The organism is Pseudomonas japonica, from assembly GCF_013522925.1.
GTDB classification, from domain to species: Bacteria; Pseudomonadota; Gammaproteobacteria; order Pseudomonadales; family Pseudomonadaceae; genus Aquipseudomonas; species Aquipseudomonas japonica_A.
Genome location: NZ_JAAMQU010000005.1, coordinates 78,333 through 98,088, shown reverse-complemented (window position 1 = coordinate 98,088; position 19,756 = coordinate 78,333). Strand labels below are relative to the sequence as shown.

Here is a 19,756-nt window from a genome sequence, read left to right as displayed (position 1 = left end):
ATCAGCGGTATCGCCCTACCGGCCTATACTAGCGGTTCACTTCACAGGGAGACGCACCGTGGACCAACTGGTATTGACCGTATTGGCCCAGGACAAGGCCGGGCATGTGGAGCGCATTGCTAATTGCGTCGCCGAACACCATGGCAACTGGCTTGAAAGCCGGATGGCACGAATGGCAGGGCAGTTCGCGGGCATTCTGCGGGTGGACGTGCCCGCCGTGAACCGAGCGGAACTGGTGGACGCCCTCCAGCAACTGAGCACGCACGGTATACGGGTACTGGTGGAACAAAGCAGTAGCGCCCAGAGCGAAGTGCTCAAGCGCGTGATCCTGAGCGTAACGGCCAATGACCGGCCCGGCATCGTGCGGGACATTTCCCGGGTGCTTGCCGCGCAGGGCGTGAACGTGGAGCGTTTATCCACAGACGCATCGCCCGCGCCCATGACCAATGAATTGCTGTTCACGGCCGAAGCCCAGCTGGCCGTGCCGGAAACGGTCAATCTCGACGCACTGCAGGAGAGCCTGGAGGCACTGGCGGATGAATTGATGGTGGATTTGAAGCTGCGACCCGAGCCTTGAGGTTATTCATGGAAAACTTGAACGGGGCTGTGGATAAGCTGGGGGGTGACGGCTGCAAGCCAGCAATGGCGCGGGCTCCAACGAACAGGTCAAAAAACGAGCAATTTCAGAGGCTTGTGCACAAACTGCGTGGACCAGCCTGTGGATAAGCTTGGGAGACTCCTCTGAAAGCCAGGCGGGCCAAGGCTTTCAGAGGGTTGATCATTTAATGACCAGCGTTTCGACGCAGCACTTGCCATACGTCCACGCTATACACCGCCAGCGCCAGCCAGATAAACCCAAAGGCGGTCAGGTTCGCCGCGCTGAGGTGTTCGTCATAGAAGGTCACTGCCAGCAGCAATACCAGGGTAGGGGCTACATACTGGAGAAAGCCCAGGGTGGCGTAGGGCAGGTTGCGAGCCGCCGCGGTGAAGCACAGCAAAGGCACCAGCGTGACCGGGCCCGCTGCAACCAGCAGCAGCGCCACCGGTGTGCTCCAGAACGCAGGCTGGGCGGTCATGGCGTCGCCATGGAACAGCAACCAGCCGAGCGCCAACGGCAGCAACATCCAGGTTTCCACCAGCAAGCCGGGCAGGGCGGGCACCGGCGCCTGTTTGCGGATCAGCCCATAAAACGCAAAGCTCAACGCCAGCGCCAACGACACCCAGGGCAGGCTGCCCACCAGCCACAATTGTTGCACCACACCGATAACTGCCAGGCCGACCGCCACCCACTGCAAACGGCGTAGCCGTTCTCCCAGCAGCAACATCCCGAGCAGCACGTTTACCAATGGGTTGATGTAGTAGCCAAGGCTGGCTTCGAGCATGCGGCCGTTGTTCACGGCCCACACGTACACCAGCCAGTTGCCCGCAATCAGGGTGCCGCTGGTCATGAGGATCAGGAACCGTTTCGGGTTATCCACAAGGGCTTTCCACCAACCCGGATGCCTCCACACAAGAATGGTGGCGACCGCAAACACGGCCGACCACACTACGCGTTGGACGATGATCTCCATCGAGGGAACGCTTTGCAGGGTTTTGAAGTAGATGGGGAACAACCCCCAGGTGATGTAGGCAATCAGGCCCAATACGTACCCGCGCCGCGGGTTGGCGGTTTGCATGGTGCTTCCTTGTGGTTTCTTGTGGTTCTACGGTGTTACGGATGAGGCGGTCAGAACAGCCGTAGCGGTTCTTCATTCAAGGCCGCGAGCTGCTCGCGCAGGGCCAGCACCTGGTCACCCCAATAGCGCTCGCTCCCGAACCAGGGGAAGCTACGGGGAAACGCCGGGTCGTCCCAGCGGCGCGCCAGCCACGCGCTGTAGTGCAGCAGGCGCAGGGCCCGCAGGGGTTCGATGAGGTTGAGCTCGCGTGGGTCGAAGTCGTTGAACTCGTTGTAGCCGTCCATCAGTTCGGCCAGCTGGCCGAGCTTTTCATGCCGCTCGCCGGCAAGCATCATCCACAGGTCTTGAACGGCCGGGCCGGTGCGGCAGTCATCCAGGTCCACGAGGTGGAACACTTCTTCGCGGCACATGATATTGCCGGGATGGCAGTCACCATGCAGGCGAATGCTGGTAAAGCGCGTGCTGGCGAATACGGCTTCGACGCGCGCCAGTAAATCCCGTGCTACCGAGGAGTAAGCAGGCAACAGGCTTTTGGGGATAAACCCGCCATCCAGCAACGTGGCAAGGGAAGCACTGCCGAAGTTATCCACCGTCAGCGCTTCGCGGGCCTGGAACGGGCGGCTGGCGCCTACCGCATGCAGGCGGCCCAGCAGTTGGCCGAGACGGTAAAGCTGGTCAAGGTTGCCAGGCTCCGGCGCCCTGCCGCCACGGCGGGGGAACAGCGCAAAGCGAAAGCCGGCGTGCTCGAACAGGCTCACCCCGTCGCGCACCAGGGGCGCAACCACGGGCACTTCACAGTCGGCCAGCTCGGCGGTAAACGCATGTTCTTCCAGAATTGCCGCATCGCTCCAGCGGCCGGGCCGGTAGAACTTGGCGATCAACGGCTCGCTGTCCTCGATCCCAACCTGATACACGCGGTTTTCATAGCTGTTGAGGGCCATTACACGCGCATCGCTCAGGTACCCGATGCTTTCTATGGCATCGAGTACCCGGTCGGGAGTAAGTGTGTCGAAGGGGTGGGACATTTCAGCTCCTGGGTGCGCCTGGCTTCACATGGTAGCGCAGACGCCTGTGCTCAGGTGCCTATCAATCCGCCGTCTTCACGGGTAATCGCCATGACGGACGAACGCGGCTTGCCGTTGGGCAGGTGCTCGGGGAACGTCGAGCCGCCGTTTTCGCCAGGGTGCTGGATGCCCACGAACATCGTGCGGTAGTCGGGCGCGAACGCGATGCCGGTCACCTCGCAACCTACCGGGCCCACCATGAAGCGGCGGATTTCGCCGGTAGCCGGGTCAGCCGCGAGCATCTGGTTGTTGCCCATGCCGGCGAAATCACCGCTGTTGCTCATGTCGCCGTCGGTCAATATCCACAGGCGACTGCTGGCGTCGAAGCCAAGGCCGTCGGGGCTGTTGAACATGTTCAGGGCGGTGATGTTCGAGGAGCCACGCTTGGCCCCGTCCGGGTGGGCGCTGGGGTTGCCCGCTACCACGAACAGGTCCCACTCGAAGGCCAGGGCGCCGTGGTCACCGGCCTGGGGCTTCCAACGCAGGATCTGCCCATACACGTTTTTTTCCCGAGGGTTAGGGCCGCCTACTGGCTGGCCGTCTTCGCCACGCTTGCTGTTGTTGGTAAGCGTGCAATACACCTGGCCGTCCAAAGGGCTGACCACAATCCACTCGGGGCGGTCCATGCGTGTAGCCTTCAGCGCGGTAGCGGCAAGCCGCGCATGCACCAGCACCTCAGCCTGGCTGGCGAACCCGCTGGCGGCGTCCAGGCCGGGCTGGCCATGGGCAAGGGCTACCCATTCACCGTGGCCTTTGGGATGGTCGGCATCGCCGTTGCCAGCGTCGAAGCGCGCCACATAGAGCGTGCCGTGATCGAGCAAGTCCCGGTTGGCCGCCGGATTGGCATGGTCGATCCGGTCGCGGCTCACAAACTTGTAGATAAACTCGCCACGTTCGTCATCGCCCATGTACACCACGGCGCGGCCATCGCGGGTTTCGCTCACGGCCGCGTTTTCATGCTTGAAGCGCCCCAACGCCGTACGTTTCACGGGCGTGGACTTCGGGTCGAACGGGTCGATCTCCACCACCCAGCCGTGGCGGTTCAGCTCATTGGGGTTGCGTGACACATCGAAGCGTTCGTCGTGAGGGTGCCAGCCGATGTCCTTGCTGGCCGGGGCCAGGCCGTAACGTTTCTGCGCCGCGTCCAGCGGTTGATCGGGCTGGGTGCAACCGAAGCAGTCGGTGAAGTTCTCTTCGCACGTGAGGTAGGTGCCCCAGGGGGTTTTGCCGTTCGCGCAATTCTGGAAGGTGCCCAGCACCTTCAGGCCGCTGGGGTCGGCGGCGGTCTTGAGTAACGCATCGCCGGCTGCCGGGCCACTGAAGCGCAACGGGCTGTTGCCATGGATACGGCGGTTGTAGGGGGAGCCCTGGACGAATTGCCAACGGCCGTCCTGGCGGCGTACTTCGATCACCGATACGCCTTCCACGGCCAGTGCCTTCTGCACCTCTGCGGCCGAAGCCGGCATGCCGCCGTGCTCGAACAGGTAGCGGTAGTTGGTGTACTCGTTGTTAATGGCCATCAAGGCGCGGTTGGGGTCGTCCGGGAACGGGAAGAAACTCATGCCGTCGTTGTTGTCGCCGAACTGGCCGGCATGGGTAGCGGCATCGGCGCGGCCGCTGGGATCGAACGCCGGGCTGTCGGCATGCAGGGGCTGGCCCCAGCTGATAAGCACCTGGGCCTTGTAGCCCGGCGGGAGCGTGACGGTATCGGTGGTGGCTGCAGCGATCGGGCCGAAGCCCAGCAATGCACTGCCGGCCTTCTCTACAGCTTGGGCGAGCGTGCTGCGAGCCAGCAGGCCGCCGCCTAAAAACATCGCAGCCCCGCACAGCGCGCCGGCACCGATGAAGCGCCGGCGGCTCAGGCCTACATATCGCTCCAGATCAGTGGGGCGGTCATCTTCTTGATAGTGTTCCATGGTCAGGCTCCCGGCGGTTCAGCCAGCCACGTTAACCACGCACCATGAAGTTTTTGTTACTTAAGTCTCAGAAAGGCCGGCCCAGCAACACCGAGCCGGGCTCGAAGCTGACGGCAACCTCGGCACCGCTTTCCAGGCCAAGCGTGTGCCGGGTGGTGTTATCCACAAGCGCGCAGAGGGTTTGCCCGTTGGGGAGGTTCATCCGTACTTCGCTGGAGCCGGCGTCGGTGGGCTCGATGGAATTGACCTGGGCGGCCAGCCTGTTGGCCGTTCCGTCGCAGGGGGCGTGCCGATCATGCACCGTCAGCCAGCCAGCTTTCATCAGGGCTACCACGTGGGTGCCCGCGGTGAGGTGCAGCCGATGGGTGCTCTCACGGGTAATGGCCGCGCAGATGTGCAGGCCCCCGCCGAGGTCCAGATGAACCCTATCGTGCGCGCCATCTTCCTCGACCGAGGCCACCGTGCCTGCCAACTGGTTGCGCGCGCTGGTCTGGAGCATCAGGCGACCCAGCAGGTCGAGGTCGGCACTGTCCTCCGCGGCTTCGAGCACCTGCGCCTGCAAGGCTTGCAGCCGTTGATACAAGCGCAGCAGGCGCTGACCTTCTTCGCTCAGGCGCGCGCCGCCGCCGCCCCGGCCGCCAACGCTGCGCTCGACCAGAGGCCGAGCGGCGAGGTTGTTCAGCTCGTCGATCGCGTCCCACGCGCCCTTGTAGCTCAGCCCTGCGGCCTTGGCGGCCCGGGTGATCGAGCCTTGCTCGGCGATGTGCTGCAACAGGGCAATGCGCTGCGGGCGATGGGACAGGTAATGGGACAATGCGGCAGGTAGCGACATGGTAACGGTACGAGAGGGGCAAAGCCGAGACCTTGCGCCCCTGCCTTCGAGGCGTCAAGCGCAGGGCGGCGCTGGCGTACGGGCCAGGCAGTACACGTCCACCCGGCGTGCCCCGGCCTGGCGCAGCAGCGTGGCAAGCGCCTTTACCGTCGCGCCGGTAGTAACCACATCATCCACAAGCGCCAGGTGCAACCCTTTCACCATGGCGCCCGGCGACATGGAAAACGCGCCCTGCAGGTTGCGTTGGCGCTCCGCCAGGTTCAAACCCTGTTGAGAGCGGGTGTCGCGGGTGCGCAATAACATACGGCTATCCCCTGTGAGCCCCAGCGCGGCGGCCAGCCACTCGGTCAGCAATTGGCCTTGATTGAAGCCGCGCGTACGCAGCCGTTTCGCCGACAGCGGAACGGGCAGCAATCGGTCCGGCCGCGGCAGGCCTTCGGCGTAACGGTGTTCGAGCCAGGCCGCCATCCGATGGCCGAGCAGGTGGCCCATGGGCCTGTCGGCCTGATGCTTGAAGCGTTTGATGGCAGCGTCCAATGGAAAGTCATACGTCCAGGGTGCTTCCACGCATTCGAAGGGGGGCGGTGACCATTGGCAGGCCGAACAGGCCGGGCCCTCAAAAACCAGCGGCAGCGCACAGTGTACGCACGCGGCACCCGCCCATGGCAGGTCGCCTTCACATCCGCTGCACAGCGGATAGGGGTTGTCCCCTCCGCCCCCGCACAGATAACAGCGTTGATTAAATTTTGAGCATATGTCGACCAGCAGGTCGCGTAGCGGTTGACAGCGCATAAGGCCTTCCTTGACCATTTGTTTCATACCGTGACCCGCCCGGCGTTCGCCTGGGCACCTCAGCATAGAACAAGGAACCCCCGATGAGCGCCAGCCTGCAAAGCCCGCTGCGTCATGACTGGACGTTGGCCGAAGTAAAGGCCCTGTTCACCCAGCCGTTCAACGACCTGCTGTTCCAGGCTATGAGCGTTCACCGCGCGCACTTCAACCCTAACGAGGTTCAAGTGTCCACGCTGCTGTCGATCAAGACCGGCGCCTGCCCCGAGGACTGCAAGTACTGCCCGCAATCCGGCCACTACAACACCGGCCTGGAGAAGGAAAAGCTGCTTGAAGTGCAGAAGGTGCTCGAGGAAGCCGCGCGGGCCAAGGCCATCGGCTCTACCCGCTTCTGCATGGGCGCCGCCTGGAAGCACCCTTCGGCCAAGGACATGCCCTATGTGCTGGAGATGGTGCGCGGCGTGAAAGCGCTGGGCCTGGAAACCTGCATGACCCTGGGTAAGCTGGATCAGGAGCAGACCGTGGCGCTGGCCCAGGCCGGCCTGGACTATTACAACCATAACCTGGACACCTCGCCAGAGTTCTACGGCAGCATCATTACCACCCGTACCTACGGTGAGCGCCTGCAAACGCTGGCGTATGTACGTGACGCGGGCATGAAGATCTGCTCCGGTGGCATTCTTGGCATGGGTGAGTCGCTGGACGACCGCGCCGGGCTGCTGATCCAGCTCGCCAACCTGCCAGAGCACCCGGAATCGGTGCCGATCAACATGCTGGTGAAGGTCGCCGGCACGCCGCTGGCCAACGCCGAAGACATCGACCCGTTCGACTTCATTCGTATGCTGGCCGTGGCCCGTATTCTGATGCCGCAATCCCACGTGCGGTTGTCTGCCGGGCGCGAGCAGATGAACGAGCAGATGCAGGCCCTGGCTTTCATGGCCGGCGCGAACTCCATTTTCTACGGCGACAAACTCCTCACCACCGCCAACCCGCAGGCCGACAAGGACATGCAGCTGTTCGCGCGCCTGGGCATTCGCCCCGAAGCCCGCGAAGAGCACGATGACGAAGTTCATCAGGCGGCGATCGAGCAAGCGCTGGTGGAGCAACGCAGCGGCGAGCTGTTCTATGACGCAGCGTCTGCCTGAGGCATGGCAGCGGACCTTCAGGCGCGCATTGCCGATCGCTTGAGCGAGCGGCGCGCCAACAGCCTGTATCGCCAGCGACCCTTGCTGGGCAGCCCGCAGGGGCCCGAAGTGATCGTGGACGGCCAGCCGTTGCTGGCATTCTGTAACAACGACTACCTGGGCCTGGCCAACCATCCGGATGTGATCGCTGCCTGGCGCAGCGGTGCCGAGCGCTGGGGCGTTGGGGGCGGTGCGTCGCACTTGGTGATTGGCCACAGCGCGCCTCACCATGCACTCGAAGAGGCGCTGGCGGACCTTACCGGTCGGCCTCGTGCGCTGTTGTTTTCCACAGGCTATATGGCCAACCTTGCTGCGGTCACCGCGCTGGTGGGGCAGGGCGACAGCGTATTCGAAGACCGGCTTAACCACGCCTCCCTGCTGGACGCCGGCTTGCTGAGCGGCGCGCGGTTTTCGCGCTACCTGCACAACGACCCTGCCAGCCTGGCATCCCGGCTTGAAAAAGCGCCCGCTGGCGGCGCCTCGCTGGTGGTCACGGACGGTGTGTTCAGCATGGACGGCGATGTTGCCGAGCTGCCGGCACTGGCGCAGGTAACCAAGGCCCGCAACGCCTGGCTGATGGTGGACGATGCGCATGGTTTTGGCGTGCTTGGGGCGCAGGGCGGTGGGGTGGTGGAGCATTTCGGCCTGGGGCTGGATGACGTACCGGTACTGGTCGGCACCTTGGGCAAGGCGTTCGGTACCGCTGGCGCTTTTGTGGCCGGCAGCGAGGCGCTGATCGACTACCTGGTGCAGTTCGCCCGCCCTTATATCTACACCACCAGCCAGCCGCCCGCGCTGGCCTGCGCCACGCTTAAAAGTGTGGAGCTGGCGCGCCATGAAGGCTGGCGGCGGGAGCATCTGGCCGCACTGGTGCGGCAATTCCGTAGAGGCGCCGAAGCATTGGGGCTTAGTCTGATACCCAGTGATACCCCCATTCAGCCAATCGTTATTGGCGATAGCGGCCGGGCCATGGCCTGGTCCCGGCGGTTGCGCGACCAGGGCTTGCTGGTCACCGCCATCCGCCCGCCCACGGTGCCGGCCGGCAGCGCGCGTTTGCGAGTGACCCTGTCTGCGGCGCACACAGAAGCGCAGGTAGCCCGGTTGCTCGATGGCCTGGTGGCTTGCCAGGCACTGCCGGAGCTGGGCAATGAGTGAAACGCTCGCCCTGCTGCCGGGGTGGGGGCTTGGCCCGGCGGCATTGGCACCCTTGGCCACGGCGTTGCGTGCGGCGCGGCCGCAGGCCATTGTCACGGTCCATTCGCTGCCTCAGTCGGCCGACCCTGAGCAAGCCCTGGCCGAGCTTGATCAGGCCATTCCTCCGGGCGCTTGGCTGCTCGGCTGGTCGCTCGGCGGCATGCTTGCGGTGAAGCTGGCCGAACGTCGAGCCCGCACTTGCCCGGGTGTCATCACGTTCGCCAGTAACGGGTGTTTCGTGGCGCGCGACGGTTGGCCCGCTGCCATGGCCTCGGAGACGTTCAAGGCCTTTTCAGCCCATTGCACGGCAGACCCGGCCGGTACACTCAAGCGTTTCGGCTTGCTATGTATTCAAGGCAGCCAACGCGGGCGCGCACTGCTTAAAGGCCTGAACCCCGACACCACCTACGCCACGGCCCAAGGCTTGGCACTGCTGGCTGCGTTGGATAACCGCGCTGCATTACAAGCGATCAGCCAGCCGCAACTGCACGTTTATGCCACTGCCGACGGGCTGGTGCCCACGAGCGCTGCATCTGCAGCCGAGCGCATTGCCCCGGCAGCTTGTATCGAGACGTTTGAAGGCAGCCATGCCCTGGTGCTGGAAGCCCCTGACGTATTGGCCAGCCGGGCATGGGCATTTATCGAGGAAGCAACCTATGAATGACGCGACGGCGACGTTGCCGGACAAACGCCAGGTGGCGGCGTCGTTCTCCCGCGCTGCCCACACCTATGACAGTGTGGCGGGCCTGCAGCGTGACGTGGGCGAGCATTTGCTCGCGCTGCTTGGCGGCGCATCGGCCCCCGCCCGCTGGCTCGACCTCGGCAGCGGCACGGGTTACTTCAGCCGCAAACTGGCTCAGCGCTGGCCGGATGCCGACGGGCTGGCAGTGGATATTGCCGAGGGCATGCTCACCCATGCGCGCACCCAGGGTGGGGCCCGCTGGTATTCGGCGGGAGACGCGGAAAGCCTGCCCCTGCGCGATGGCTGCGTGGATCTGGTATTCACCAGCCTGGCCGTGCAATGGTGCGAAGACTTCACAAAAGTGCTGGCCGAAGCCCATCGGGTGCTGCGCCCGGGCGGGCGGTTCGCTTTCGCCAGCCTGTGCACCGGCACTCTGGGCGAATTGCGGGCGAGCTGGGAAGCCGCAGACGGCCAGGTGCACGTGAACCGCTTCCGTCCGTTCGAGGCGTATCAACAGCTTTGCGACCACAGCGGCCTGCGGGTGGAAACGCTGGTTTGTAACGCGCATGTGTTGCACTACCCCGACGTTCGCGGGCTTACCCACGAACTGAAAGCACTGGGTGCCCATAACCTCAACCCCGGGCGCCCCGGTGGGCTCACTGGCCGCGCGCGTATTGCCGCGATGGTCGCCGCCTACGAAAGCTTTCGCCAATCGGCCGGCCTGCCCGCCACGTATCAGGTGGTGTACGGGGTGCTAAGTAAGCCATGACACAGGATCACACCATGAAACACGCCTATTTCATCGCCGGCACGGACACCGAAGTGGGCAAGACCACCATTTCCGCAGGGTTGCTTCAGGCAGCACGGCGTAACGGCTGGACCACCTTAGGAGCCAAGCCGGTGGCGTCTGGCTGTGATCTCACGTCGGGCGGCCTGCGTAATAGCGATGCCCTGGCCTTGATGGCCGAAAGCACGCTCCAGCTGCCGTATAGCGCCATTAATCCGTTCGCGTTCGAGCCGGCCATTGCCCCACATATTGCGGCGCAGGAAGCAGAGGTAGCTTTGACAGTGCAAGCGGTGTTGCCCGCCATGCGCAGGGTGCTGGCACAGCCTGTCGACTTCACCTTGATTGAAGGCGCCGGCGGGTGGCGCGTGCCGTTGGCCGGGCAGGACAACCTGTCAGACCTGGCCATCGCACTCGGCTTGCCGGTCATCCTGGTCGTAGGCGTGCGGTTGGGTTGCATCAACCATGCGGTGCTCACCGCCGAAGCCATCGCCCGGGACGGCCTGGCGTTGGCGGGGTGGGTTGCAAACATCATCGATCCCCGCACGTCGCGGTTGGAAGCCAATCTGGCGACCCTCGCGGAGCGCCTGCCTGCACCGTGCATCGGCCAGGTGCCTCGCTTGCCGAGGGCCGATGCCGCCGCAGTCGCCGACCATCTGGACCTCAGCCGCCTCGCCTGACCAGCGTCGCTTTACGGCGACGCGGAACGGCGTACACTGATGGCCAATAGCCAATTAGCAACAGGACAGTGCCATGCAGATTTCGTCCGCCATGACCTCCGGCCTCAGCGCCATCCAGGCCGCCAGCACCCGTTTCGACAATGCCGCCGCTAAAGTGGCCGGCGTGGCCAACGACAGCCCGGCGCTCACCCAGTCCACCGGCTACCAGGCGCAACGCCTCAACGCCGTGGACGCCAGCCAGCAGACCGACCTCGCCGCGCTTACCGTACAAATGACCCAGGCTGCTTTGCAGGTAGAAGCAGGGGCCAAAGTCGAAAAAGCCTCGGATCGCGCGCTGGGCACGATGATCGATACGTACGCTTGATGTGTGCTGCACTGGCTTTTTTATTTAAGAACCGGTGCAGGCGCCTTCCAGGCGTCTAGCTGAATACAAAGTTCCTTATCGTCGATTTTCTTGCAAGGCCAATTGTGGTTAATGTAATGGTCGGGTTTGAAACATAAGTTTTCGTTGTTGACCCATAATGAAGGCCCCCTTGTCCCGGGCTTTCTAAGTTCGGGGCAGTCAAAATAGTCGGAGTATGACGAGAAGAGGGTAGTTAAGATAATCGCGCCAGGAATTATACTTAGGCAACTATAAATTGTGGCTTTAAGCATAACATTTTGGAAGGTGTCAAGAAAGCTCCCTTCCTTTGGGTTAAATTTTTTACCAGTCCAGGCTGCTATGCTTATGGCCGGTATTCCAAGTATGGAAATGAGTAGCATAGGTAGCATTATTATTGCTGAGAAGGGGAGTTCTATCACCGGCGCCCCTCTCTTTAAACCATCGTAGAATAAATCAATTTCTGTCCATGATAGATAAACGAGAAAACCTGCCAAGAGCAGCATGCCCGGAATAAAGCCCGCGGCTATCATCCTCAGCTTGGTGGGTGACGGTTCTACTGGATAAGACTTATGCCTGGCCATGGGTGCCTAGAATTTAAAAAATATCAGTGCTTCGGTATGAGTAGTTCTGTTGAATCGTCACATATGAATCAATACGATCCCCAAGATCATCGTCCGTCTACCCGGATGCATACGTCCTTTCCATTAACTATCTTGCATGGCCAGTTATCGTTTATGTAGTGGTCGGGCTTGAAGCATAAGCGATCGTCGTTGACCCAAAAAACCTGCCAAGCTGAACCTGAGACGAGCAGTTTGGAACAGGGTGAATAGCCTTTGGCGATCAGGAGTGCTGTCGTTACTACTATGGCGAATGGGATTATATAAACGAGTATCTTGAATGAGGCGGCAAACATCAAACTTTGAAATTTAAATAAGCGAGAGTTTTTAGGCGTGTCAAAGCTTTTACCCGTCACTGCTGAGATTACCAACCCTATAATCAAGGCGAGCAGGCCTGGCGGTGCCATCAGAAGCCAGAAGAATAGATAGGGTGTTTCTAGGACGGGCGCATTTCTATAAAGCCGGCCATAAATTGGCAGTACGCCGTGCCACGTCCAATAACAGGCGAGTACGCCTGCAGTCAACAAGATCGTTATGAGAATGGCTGCGAATAGTCTAATTTTATTTGGTGATGGCTCTAAAGAATAGCTTGTCGGCTTCATAGTGCTATGCCTTATTATCGAAACTTTATGAATCCTCCATTGGAAATGTAAGATGCACATTTTGAGTTGGACGCTTCAGCTGTCTGGTCAATCTTGAATCCCGGTCGCCATAGCAGCTATGGGGATGGCAGTCGTGGTATAAATGCCGACTTATTGAATTACCGCCCGTCTACCTGAATGCATACGTCCTTTCCATTAACTATCTTGCAGGGCCAGTTATCGTTTATGTAGTGGTCGGGTTTGAAGCATACGCGATCGTCGTTCACCCAGAAGAGCTGCCAGGCAGACCCGGAGATGAGCAATTTAGGGCAAGGAGAGTAATCGCGCATTAGCAGTGCCAGTGTGGTAAGAATTGCGATCGCGGGCACGGCATAAACTAGCGTATAAACCGAAGACTTCAGCATTAAGGTTTGAAAGCGAAATAGGAATGATTTGTTAGGTGGATTGAATTGCCTGCCCGTGAAGGCGCACGATAATATACCCACCGTCCCGAGGACCGCCACGGGCGGGACCATAAGCAGGCCGTAGGCTAAATAGGGGGTTTCTACTACCAACGCATCCCGATAGATCCTCCCATATATCGGAATAATGTGTGTCCATAGCCAATAGATAGAGCAAATTCCCACTGCTGACATGGTAAGTGCGGCCGGTATTGCAAGCCATCTGGCTCGACTTGTGAGCCTTGGGCTAGTTGGTAAATAGAAGTTCGAAGGCATTTATAGCCCCGGCAGCTTGAGTGCTGGGAAATTTGGCAATCTCGGTGCGCTAGGCCATGGTGCTATAATTTCACCGTCTATCTTTCTCAGTGCCCATCTCTTTGCTTCTTCATATAATCCATTCGCGAGATTTGCGGCGAGGTTGGCAGCTTTATTTTCTATGTCGGGCTTCACGTTCGATGGATGAACTTTTATAAATGTGGCCTGGAGGTCTTGAATGTTTTCAATCGCATGACGAAGTGCGGCCTTCGTAGTGTCTTTGATTTTATATTCATTATCAAGTATGTTGAGCCCGATTCCAATCGCTAAGACTAATCCCGCGCCAATGATGAGGGGCGTAGCTGCAGCACCAATGTAGAGTCCGGCTACAAGTGCAGCTGCATAACCAACCGCAGAAGCAATCCCTGCCTTGACGAGCTCTACCCCAATCCCTGCAAATAAGTCACTCATTACCGCTTCGTCATTAAAAACCCATTCTAGTACCTCAATTCCTACGGCCACATAACAAGAAAGCTTGAATCCTGCGATTGAGCTTCCTCGTATGCCGTATTTGCCGATACCCATTTCGATAAGTTGTGGATTACGGATGCCATAGCGTGTGCCTTTCAACTTGTTCCGTAGCCCCGGGTAGCCCGTAAGAATTAGATAAAGTCGGCCGTTATGGGTCGATACTCTCACCTTGGTACCGAAGCCGTTAATGTCCCGCAATAGCCTGCCAACGTTGTAGGCATCGTAAATGCCCAACGCAACCGGAACGGGCCAGGGTTTCGCCAGGTATTTATGAACCGTCCCATCATAGGCTGCCTGTGTTCTGCCCCAGGCGCCATCCAGTAACCCGGGCTGTGTCCGGGTACATATTTGGGGCACCTGGGTTGGGGTTGGCACCGTGGTGAAAGGGGGGATGCGTGTGACGGGCCCGTCCATGGGCAGGATGATCAGTTCACGCTGGTTTTCGTCGAGTTCGCGGTCCAGCTGTTCGAGCTGGGCATTGCTTGGGCTCATGACGGGCTTTCCTTGTCGGCATGGCTTTGTGGCTAGGTCGTTAGCCTTGTAGGAGGCGGAGGGTACAGCCGGGGCCGGCGGATTTCAAACCGATAGGATCCGATTGCAACGGGCTATCTCGGTGAAGCCCAACGACTATACGGTGCCTTGAAAAGCCCGTCTCAGAGGTATTTGGTGTGTATTGGGATGGGTAGATCAAGCGCGGAGGCCAAGGCTGGTCGCAACATTTTCTGACGCTTTTTGGTAACGTTTTATTGACGTTTCACGGCTGGGAGCGGTTCCATGGGGCCGTTTCGATAGGCGCAGGAAGCTCATCATGATTACGGAAAACCTTGGGTCATTGCTTACCCAGGAAAATCGCTTGTTCACCTTTGATTCGCCATTGCCTTTTCACCAGGCGCTGCAACTGCTTCGGTTCGAAGGGCGGGAGGCGATGTCCGAGCTGTTCCGCTTCAATGTGCAGCTGATAGCCCACGATCCCAAGATCGAGCTGAAGAAGCTGATCGGGCAGCAGGTGCGGATTGGCATCACACTGGCCGATGGCAGCATGAGGTACATCAGCGCGCTGGTGTCGAACTTTGTTCATGTGGGTGTCGATGAGCAGGTCGCGCATTACCACGCCGAGCTGGTGCCATGGCTATGGGTGCTCAGCCGCCGCCGCGATTCCCGTATCTTCCAGGACAAATCCACCGAGGAAATCGTGAGGGAGGTCCTGGCCCATTACCCAGCCTTGGCCGACTACGAATTTCGCTTGAGTAAGCCGCTCAAGCCTGTGAGCTATTGCACGCAGTACGAGGAAAGCGACCTTAATTTCGTTCTGCGGCTGTTGGAAAGCGAAGGCCTGTTTTTCATGTTCCAGCATCGCGAAGACGGCCACCGCCTGATCATTGCCGATGACAGTGACCGGCTCAAGCCGCTGGTGGCGCAACCGGTAATCCGCTATCACGGCGCCTCTGCTGTTGAAACCGAGGATTCGATCACAGAATGGTCGGGCGCTCGGCATTTCCAGCCAAGCGCCTTGTCACTCAAAACCTTCAACTACAAATATCCCAGAGACTCGAATTGGGTTCATTTGAAATCGATCAATGAACAAGGCGACGTTGGCGAACTGGAGGTCTTCCAGTACGAGGGCCTCTACGGTTATGCCAATCTCGAAGCAGGGGATGCCAAAGCAAGGCACCGGCTCGAGGCAATGGAAGTCCAGGGCAAGGTATTCGACGGCAAGAGCACGTGCCGGGCAATGGAGCCCGGCCATACCTTCGAACTGACGCAACACTACGATCATGATAATGGCCGACTCGAAGACCGGCACTTCCTGCTGCTTTCGGTAGACCACTATGGCCACAACAACTACAGCAACCAGGGTGGGGCCGGTTACAGCAACACCTTCACCTGTATCCGCCGCAAGATTCCGTTCCGGCCGAGCCTTGATACGCCAAGAGGCGTGATCAGCGGGCCCCAGACTGCGATCGTGACCGGGCCCCGTGGCGAGGAGATCTTCACAGATGAACTGGGCAGGGTGAAGGTGAGGTTCCATTGGGACCGTAACGGCACGTCCGACGACCGCAGCTCGTGCTGGGTTCGTGTAGCGCAGGCTGCTGCCAGTGGTGGTTTCGGCAGCATCCAGATACCGCGGGTGGGAGACGAAGTGATCGTGGCCTTCCTGGACGGCAACCCTGATCGCCCGTTGATCATCGGTAGCTTGTACAACGGTATCAACTCGCCGCCTTGGGCGCTGCCAGCGAACAAGACGCAGAGTGGCTTTCTCACGCGCTCGATCAAGGGCAGCGCCCGTACGGCAAACGCCTTGCGGTTCGATGACAAGGACGGTGCCGAACAGGTCCTGGTGCATGCTCACCGTAATCTGGATATCAGCGTCGAGGCGCACGAAAGCCGCTCTGTAGGTGGCGATCGCAGAACGAACGTTCGTGGCAGCCACTTGGAGATCATCAAGCTGGAAAGCAGCGTGGTGGTCGAGGACGGCAACTATTGCGTCTCGGTCGAACAGGGCGTGCTATCGCTCAAGGCTGCCACGGCCATCAGCCTGGAGGTGGGTTCGAGCAAGTTGGTAATGCACCCCGATGGGCGGATTCTGTTATCCGGTGTGACGGTCGATATAAAGGGATCGACCGCCCTCAATCTCAATTAAGGCCTTTCACTGGCGCGACAGTCGATCAGCGGCCCAGCCATGGCCCTTGACAACCCATCTGGCATAAACGTATGTTTCAAACACCTGTTTGACGCGTCCGCCGCGGGTGGATGAGTCGATTATTTGCGGTTCACTCCCTACCGGATTCAGCACAGAGGTTTTCGTTATGCCCGACTACAAGGCCCCCTTGCGTGATATTCGCTTCGTTCGCGATGAGCTGCTCGGCTATGAAGCGCACTATCAAAGCCTGCCTGGCTGCCAGGATGCTACCCCGGACATGGTCGATGCCATCCTCGAAGAAGGCGCCAAGTTCGCCGAGCAGGTGCTGGCGCCGCTGAACCGTGTAGGCGATCTCGAAGGTTGCACCTGGTCCGAGGGTGGAGTGAAAACGCCGACGGGTTTCAAGGAAGCCTACAAGCAGTTCGTTGAAGGCGGCTGGCCGAGCCTGGCCCATGACGTGGACCACGGTGGCCAAGGCCTGCCCGAGTCGCTGGGCCTGGTCATCAGTGAACTGGTGGGCACCGCCAACTGGTCCTGGGGCATGTACCCCGGCCTGTCCCATGGCGCGATGAACACCATCTCCGCCCATGGCACCACGGAACAGCAGCACACCTACCTGACCAAGCTGGTGTCCGGCGAATGGACCGGCACCATGTGCCTCACCGAGCCTCATTGCGGTACCGACCTGGGCATGCTGCGCACCAAGGCCGAGCCTCAGGCCGACGGCAGCTACAAGGTCAGCGGCACCAAGATCTTCATCTCCGCTGGTGAACACGACATGGCCGATAACATCGTCCACATCGTACTGGCTCGCCTGCCTGATGCTCCGGCTGGCACCAAAGGCATTTCGCTGTTCATCGTGCCCAAGTTCCTGCCCAACGCCGAAGGCGGCGTGGGCGAGCGCAACGGTGTGTCCTGTGGCTCGCTCGAGCACAAAATGGGCATCCACGGTAACGCGACCTGCGTGATGAACTTCGACGGCGCTACCGGCTACCTTATCGGCGCGGCGAACAAAGGCCTGAACTGCATGTTCACCTTTATGAACACCGCTCGTTTGGGGACCGCCCTGCAAGGCCTGGCCCATGCCGAGATCGCCTTCCAGGGTGGCCTGAAATACGCCCGTGACCGCCTGCAGATGCGCTCGCTCACCGGCCCGAAGGCGCCAGACAAAGCCGCTGACCCGATCATCGTGCACCCCGACGTACGCCGCATGCTGCTGACCATGAAGGCATTCGCCGAAGGCAACCGCGCCATGGTGTACTTCACTTCCAAGCTGGTAGACATCGTCAAGTACAGCCAGGACGAAGAAGAGAAGAAGCGCGCTGACGGCCTGCTGGCCTTCATGACCCCGATCGCCAAGGCGTTCATGACCGAAGTAGGCTTCGAAGCGGCCAACCATGGCGTGCAGATCTACGGCGGCCACGGCTTCATCGCCGAGTGGGGCATGGAGCAGAACGTTCGCGACAGCCGCATTTCCATGCTGTACGAAGGCACCACCGGCGTTCAGGCCCTGGACCTGCTGGGCCGTAAGGTACTGATGACCCAGGGCGAAGCGCTCAAGGGCTTCACCAAGATCGTGCACAAGTTCTGCCAGGCTCAGGAAGGCAACGAAGCCGTGAAGGAATTCGTGACGCCCCTGGCCCAGCTGAACAAGGAGTGGGGCGAGCTGACGATGAAAGTCGGCATGGCGGCCATGAAGGATCGCGAAGAAGTGGGCGCGGCCTCCGTGGATTACCTGATGTACTCGGGCTACGCCTGCCTGGCGTACTTCTGGGCGGACATGGCCCGCCTGGCTGCGCAGAAACTGGCCGAAGGCACGTCCGAAGAAGCCTTCTACACCGCCAAGCTGCACACCGCGCGCTTCTACTTCCAGCGCATCCTGCCGCGCACCCGCACCCATGTAGCAGCGATGCTGTCGGGCGCAAGCAACTTGATGGCCCTGGAAGAAGCGGCGTTCGACCTCGGCTACTGATACTGCCCGCTGCTCCCAAAGCCGCTACCTTCACGGGTAGCGGCTTTTTTATTGCTCGCAAAAAAGGTGTTCTCGATGCTCCAGGCCAACCAAGGGAATGTAAGCGCCGGCTTTTGGTCCGACCTTTGACGGGTGCCTCATTCTTTAAGAGGCACGGCCGATACAAATAAAGGCACAATGCCACATACCATTTGCTGGGCCGGAGCCAGTCCCTTTGCCGCGTTCATCTGCCTATCGCTATAGCCACTTTCTGCCGTCCGCTCTGTTATTGCTGGCGGGGCTGGCTGCAGCCTATGTACGTGACCTGAGCACATTCTTTACCTCGCTGTTCAACGTGCTGCCTACGTTGGTGCTGTTGTTGGGTGGTGCTTACTGCGCGGTGTACCGCCGCCAGCGTGAGTTGTTCCTGATGGTCACGGTATACGTTGCCTATTTCCTCCTGGACACCCAGACCGACTATTACCGGGACAACGGCAAGGTCCGCGATGACGCTGCGGTGATCTTCCACCTGTGCTGCCTGTTATTGCCCCTGCTTTACGGCTTGTTCGGCGCGTGGCAGGAGCGCACGCACCTGGTACAGGACATGGTGGCCCGCTTCGCCGTGCTGCTGGCAGTGGGCGCAGTGGCGCTCGGGTTTGAGCAGAGTTTCCCGCAGGCGCTGCTCAGCTGGCTGGCGGACATTCGCTGGCCCGCGTTGCATGGGCAGTGGATGAGCTTGATCCAGCTGGCCTACCCTGTGTTCTTCCTGATGTTCGTGCTGCTGGGCGTTCAATACGTCCGCCAGCCTCGCCCGCTCCATGCTGCCCAACTGGTAGGGTTGGTGGGGCTATTCTGGATGTTGCCCAAGACCTTCATCCTGCCGTTCACGCTCAATATCATGTGCAGCCAGGTGATGCTGATGATCGCCGCAGCGGTAGCGCATGAGGCCTACCAGATGGCGTTCCGTGACGAGCTCACCGGCTTGCCGGGCCGTCGCGCGCTGAACGAGCGGCTGCAGCGGTTGGGGCGCAACTACGTGATCGCCATGAGCGACGTGGACCACTTCAAACGCTTCAACGACACCCACGGCCATGACGTAGGCGACCAGGTGTTGCGCTTGGTGGCCAGCAAACTGGGCAAGGTGAGCGGCGGGGGCCGGGCCTATCGCTATGGCGGCGAAGAGTTCGCCCTGGTGTTCGCCGGCAAAACCCTGGAAGAGTGCCTGCCTCACCTGGAAGCCGTGCGAGGCGTGATCGCCGCCTACACCATCCACCTCCGAGACCCGGATCGTCCCGCCGACGACCTGCAAGGCAGGCAACGCCGGGGTGCCAGCGCTGCCTCTCAGGTTTCGGTCACCATCAGCATTGGCGTCGCCGAGCGGCAACTCGAACAGCGCAACCCCGAAGAAGTGTTGAAGGCTGCCGACCAGGCGCTGTATGCCGCCAAGGGGGCCGGCCGCAATTGCGTGGTAGCCCATGGCCAGAATCGACGCGGAGCCATTCGGACGCGGAATGCAGCGTGACCGAGCTAAACCGT

General features: G+C 60.5%; 18 protein-coding genes. 10 read left to right on the top strand and 8 right to left on the bottom strand.

Going from position 1 to position 19,756, the window contains the following annotated elements:
• The first annotated feature begins 58 nt into the window (after window positions 1–58).
• Complete coding sequence (locus tag G7016_RS09605; protein WP_181113347.1) at window positions 59–577, top strand: glycine cleavage system protein R; 519 nt, start codon at window positions 59–61, stop codon at window positions 575–577.
• A 205-nt stretch (window positions 578–782) separates the two neighbouring features.
• Here the strand turns inward: G7016_RS09605 and rarD are convergent, their stop codons facing one another.
• From rarD to G7016_RS09580, 5 genes are all read right to left on the bottom strand, one after another.
• Window positions 783–1,676, bottom strand: a complete 894-nt coding sequence (rarD, locus tag G7016_RS09600; protein WP_181113344.1) for an EamA family transporter RarD — start codon at window positions 1,674–1,676, stop codon at window positions 783–785.
• Window positions 1,677–1,726: 50 nt separating this feature from the next.
• Window positions 1,727–2,701, bottom strand: a complete 975-nt coding sequence (locus G7016_RS09595) for a serine/threonine protein kinase (protein WP_181113342.1) — start codon at window positions 2,699–2,701, stop codon at window positions 1,727–1,729.
• Between the two features lie 50 nt (window positions 2,702–2,751).
• Entirely contained in the window at window positions 2,752–4,656 is a 1,905-nt protein-coding gene (locus tag G7016_RS09590; RefSeq protein WP_181113339.1) for a PhoX family protein, read from the bottom strand.
• Window positions 4,657–4,723: 67 nt separating this feature from the next.
• Window positions 4,724–5,488: a TOBE domain-containing protein gene (locus G7016_RS09585; RefSeq protein WP_181113336.1), complete on the bottom strand. Its 765-nt coding sequence runs from the start codon at window positions 5,486–5,488 to the stop codon at window positions 4,724–4,726.
• Between the two features lie 54 nt (window positions 5,489–5,542).
• Window positions 5,543–6,280: a ComF family protein gene (locus G7016_RS09580; protein ID WP_181113333.1), complete on the bottom strand. Its 738-nt coding sequence runs from the start codon at window positions 6,278–6,280 to the stop codon at window positions 5,543–5,545.
• An 83-nt stretch (window positions 6,281–6,363) separates the two neighbouring features.
• Here G7016_RS09580 and bioB point away from each other — a divergent pair, with 83 nt between their 5' ends.
• The 6 genes from bioB (at window position 6,364) to G7016_RS09550 (ending at window position 11,165) form a co-directional block, all read left to right on the top strand.
• Complete coding sequence (gene bioB / locus G7016_RS09575) at window positions 6,364–7,422, top strand: biotin synthase BioB (protein ID WP_181113330.1); 1,059 nt, start codon at window positions 6,364–6,366, stop codon at window positions 7,420–7,422.
• 3 nt (window positions 7,423–7,425) lie between these two features.
• Window positions 7,426–8,616, top strand: coding sequence for an 8-amino-7-oxononanoate synthase (gene bioF, locus G7016_RS09570; protein ID WP_181113327.1), 1,191 nt, complete (start codon window positions 7,426–7,428; stop codon window positions 8,614–8,616).
• Complete coding sequence (locus tag G7016_RS09565; RefSeq protein WP_181113324.1) at window positions 8,609–9,319, top strand: alpha/beta fold hydrolase; 711 nt, start codon at window positions 8,609–8,611, stop codon at window positions 9,317–9,319. The genes bioF and G7016_RS09565 overlap by 8 nt, the downstream gene beginning before the upstream one ends.
• Window positions 9,312–10,106: a malonyl-ACP O-methyltransferase BioC gene (bioC, locus tag G7016_RS09560; protein WP_181113321.1), complete on the top strand. Its 795-nt coding sequence runs from the start codon at window positions 9,312–9,314 to the stop codon at window positions 10,104–10,106. The genes G7016_RS09565 and bioC overlap by 8 nt, the downstream gene beginning before the upstream one ends.
• A 14-nt stretch (window positions 10,107–10,120) precedes the next feature.
• Entirely contained in the window at window positions 10,121–10,801 is a 681-nt protein-coding gene (bioD, locus tag G7016_RS09555; RefSeq protein WP_181113318.1) for a dethiobiotin synthase, read from the top strand.
• Between the two features lie 73 nt (window positions 10,802–10,874).
• Window positions 10,875–11,165 carry a pyrroloquinoline quinone biosynthesis protein PqqE gene (locus G7016_RS09550; RefSeq protein WP_181113315.1) on the top strand — a complete coding sequence of 97 codons (291 nt, stop codon included), beginning with the start codon at window positions 10,875–10,877 and terminating at the stop codon, window positions 11,163–11,165.
• Window positions 11,166–11,185: 20 nt separating this feature from the next.
• Here G7016_RS09550 and G7016_RS09545 read toward each other — a convergent pair whose 3' ends face one another.
• The 3 genes from G7016_RS09545 to G7016_RS09540 all read right to left on the bottom strand — a co-directional run bounded on the left by G7016_RS09545 (window position 11,186) and on the right by G7016_RS09540 (window position 14,120).
• Complete coding sequence (locus tag G7016_RS09545; RefSeq protein ID WP_181113312.1) at window positions 11,186–11,764, bottom strand: hypothetical protein; 579 nt, start codon at window positions 11,762–11,764, stop codon at window positions 11,186–11,188.
• A gap of 796 nt (window positions 11,765–12,560) precedes the next feature.
• On the bottom strand, window positions 12,561–13,037 hold the full coding sequence (locus tag G7016_RS25555) for a hypothetical protein (protein WP_258195135.1): 477 nt from the start codon (window positions 13,035–13,037) through the stop codon (window positions 12,561–12,563).
• An 81-nt stretch (window positions 13,038–13,118) separates the two neighbouring features.
• Entirely contained in the window at window positions 13,119–14,120 is a 1,002-nt protein-coding gene (locus tag G7016_RS09540) for a hypothetical protein (protein WP_181113309.1), read from the bottom strand.
• 316 nt (window positions 14,121–14,436) lie between these two features.
• Between G7016_RS09540 and tssI the strand changes: the two genes are divergently transcribed.
• The 3 genes from tssI (at window position 14,437) to G7016_RS09525 (ending at window position 19,742) form a co-directional block, all read left to right on the top strand.
• On the top strand, window positions 14,437–16,269 hold the full coding sequence (tssI, locus tag G7016_RS09535; protein ID WP_181113306.1) for a type VI secretion system tip protein TssI/VgrG: 1,833 nt from the start codon (window positions 14,437–14,439) through the stop codon (window positions 16,267–16,269).
• A 166-nt stretch (window positions 16,270–16,435) separates the two neighbouring features.
• A complete protein-coding gene (locus G7016_RS09530; RefSeq protein WP_181113303.1) occupies window positions 16,436–18,241 on the top strand; it encodes a phenylacyl-CoA dehydrogenase in 1,806 nt (601 codons plus the stop codon).
• A 214-nt stretch (window positions 18,242–18,455) separates the two neighbouring features.
• Window positions 18,456–19,742, top strand: coding sequence for a GGDEF domain-containing protein (locus G7016_RS09525; RefSeq protein WP_181113299.1), 1,287 nt, complete (start codon window positions 18,456–18,458; stop codon window positions 19,740–19,742).
• Window positions 19,743–19,756: the final 14 nt, after the last annotated feature.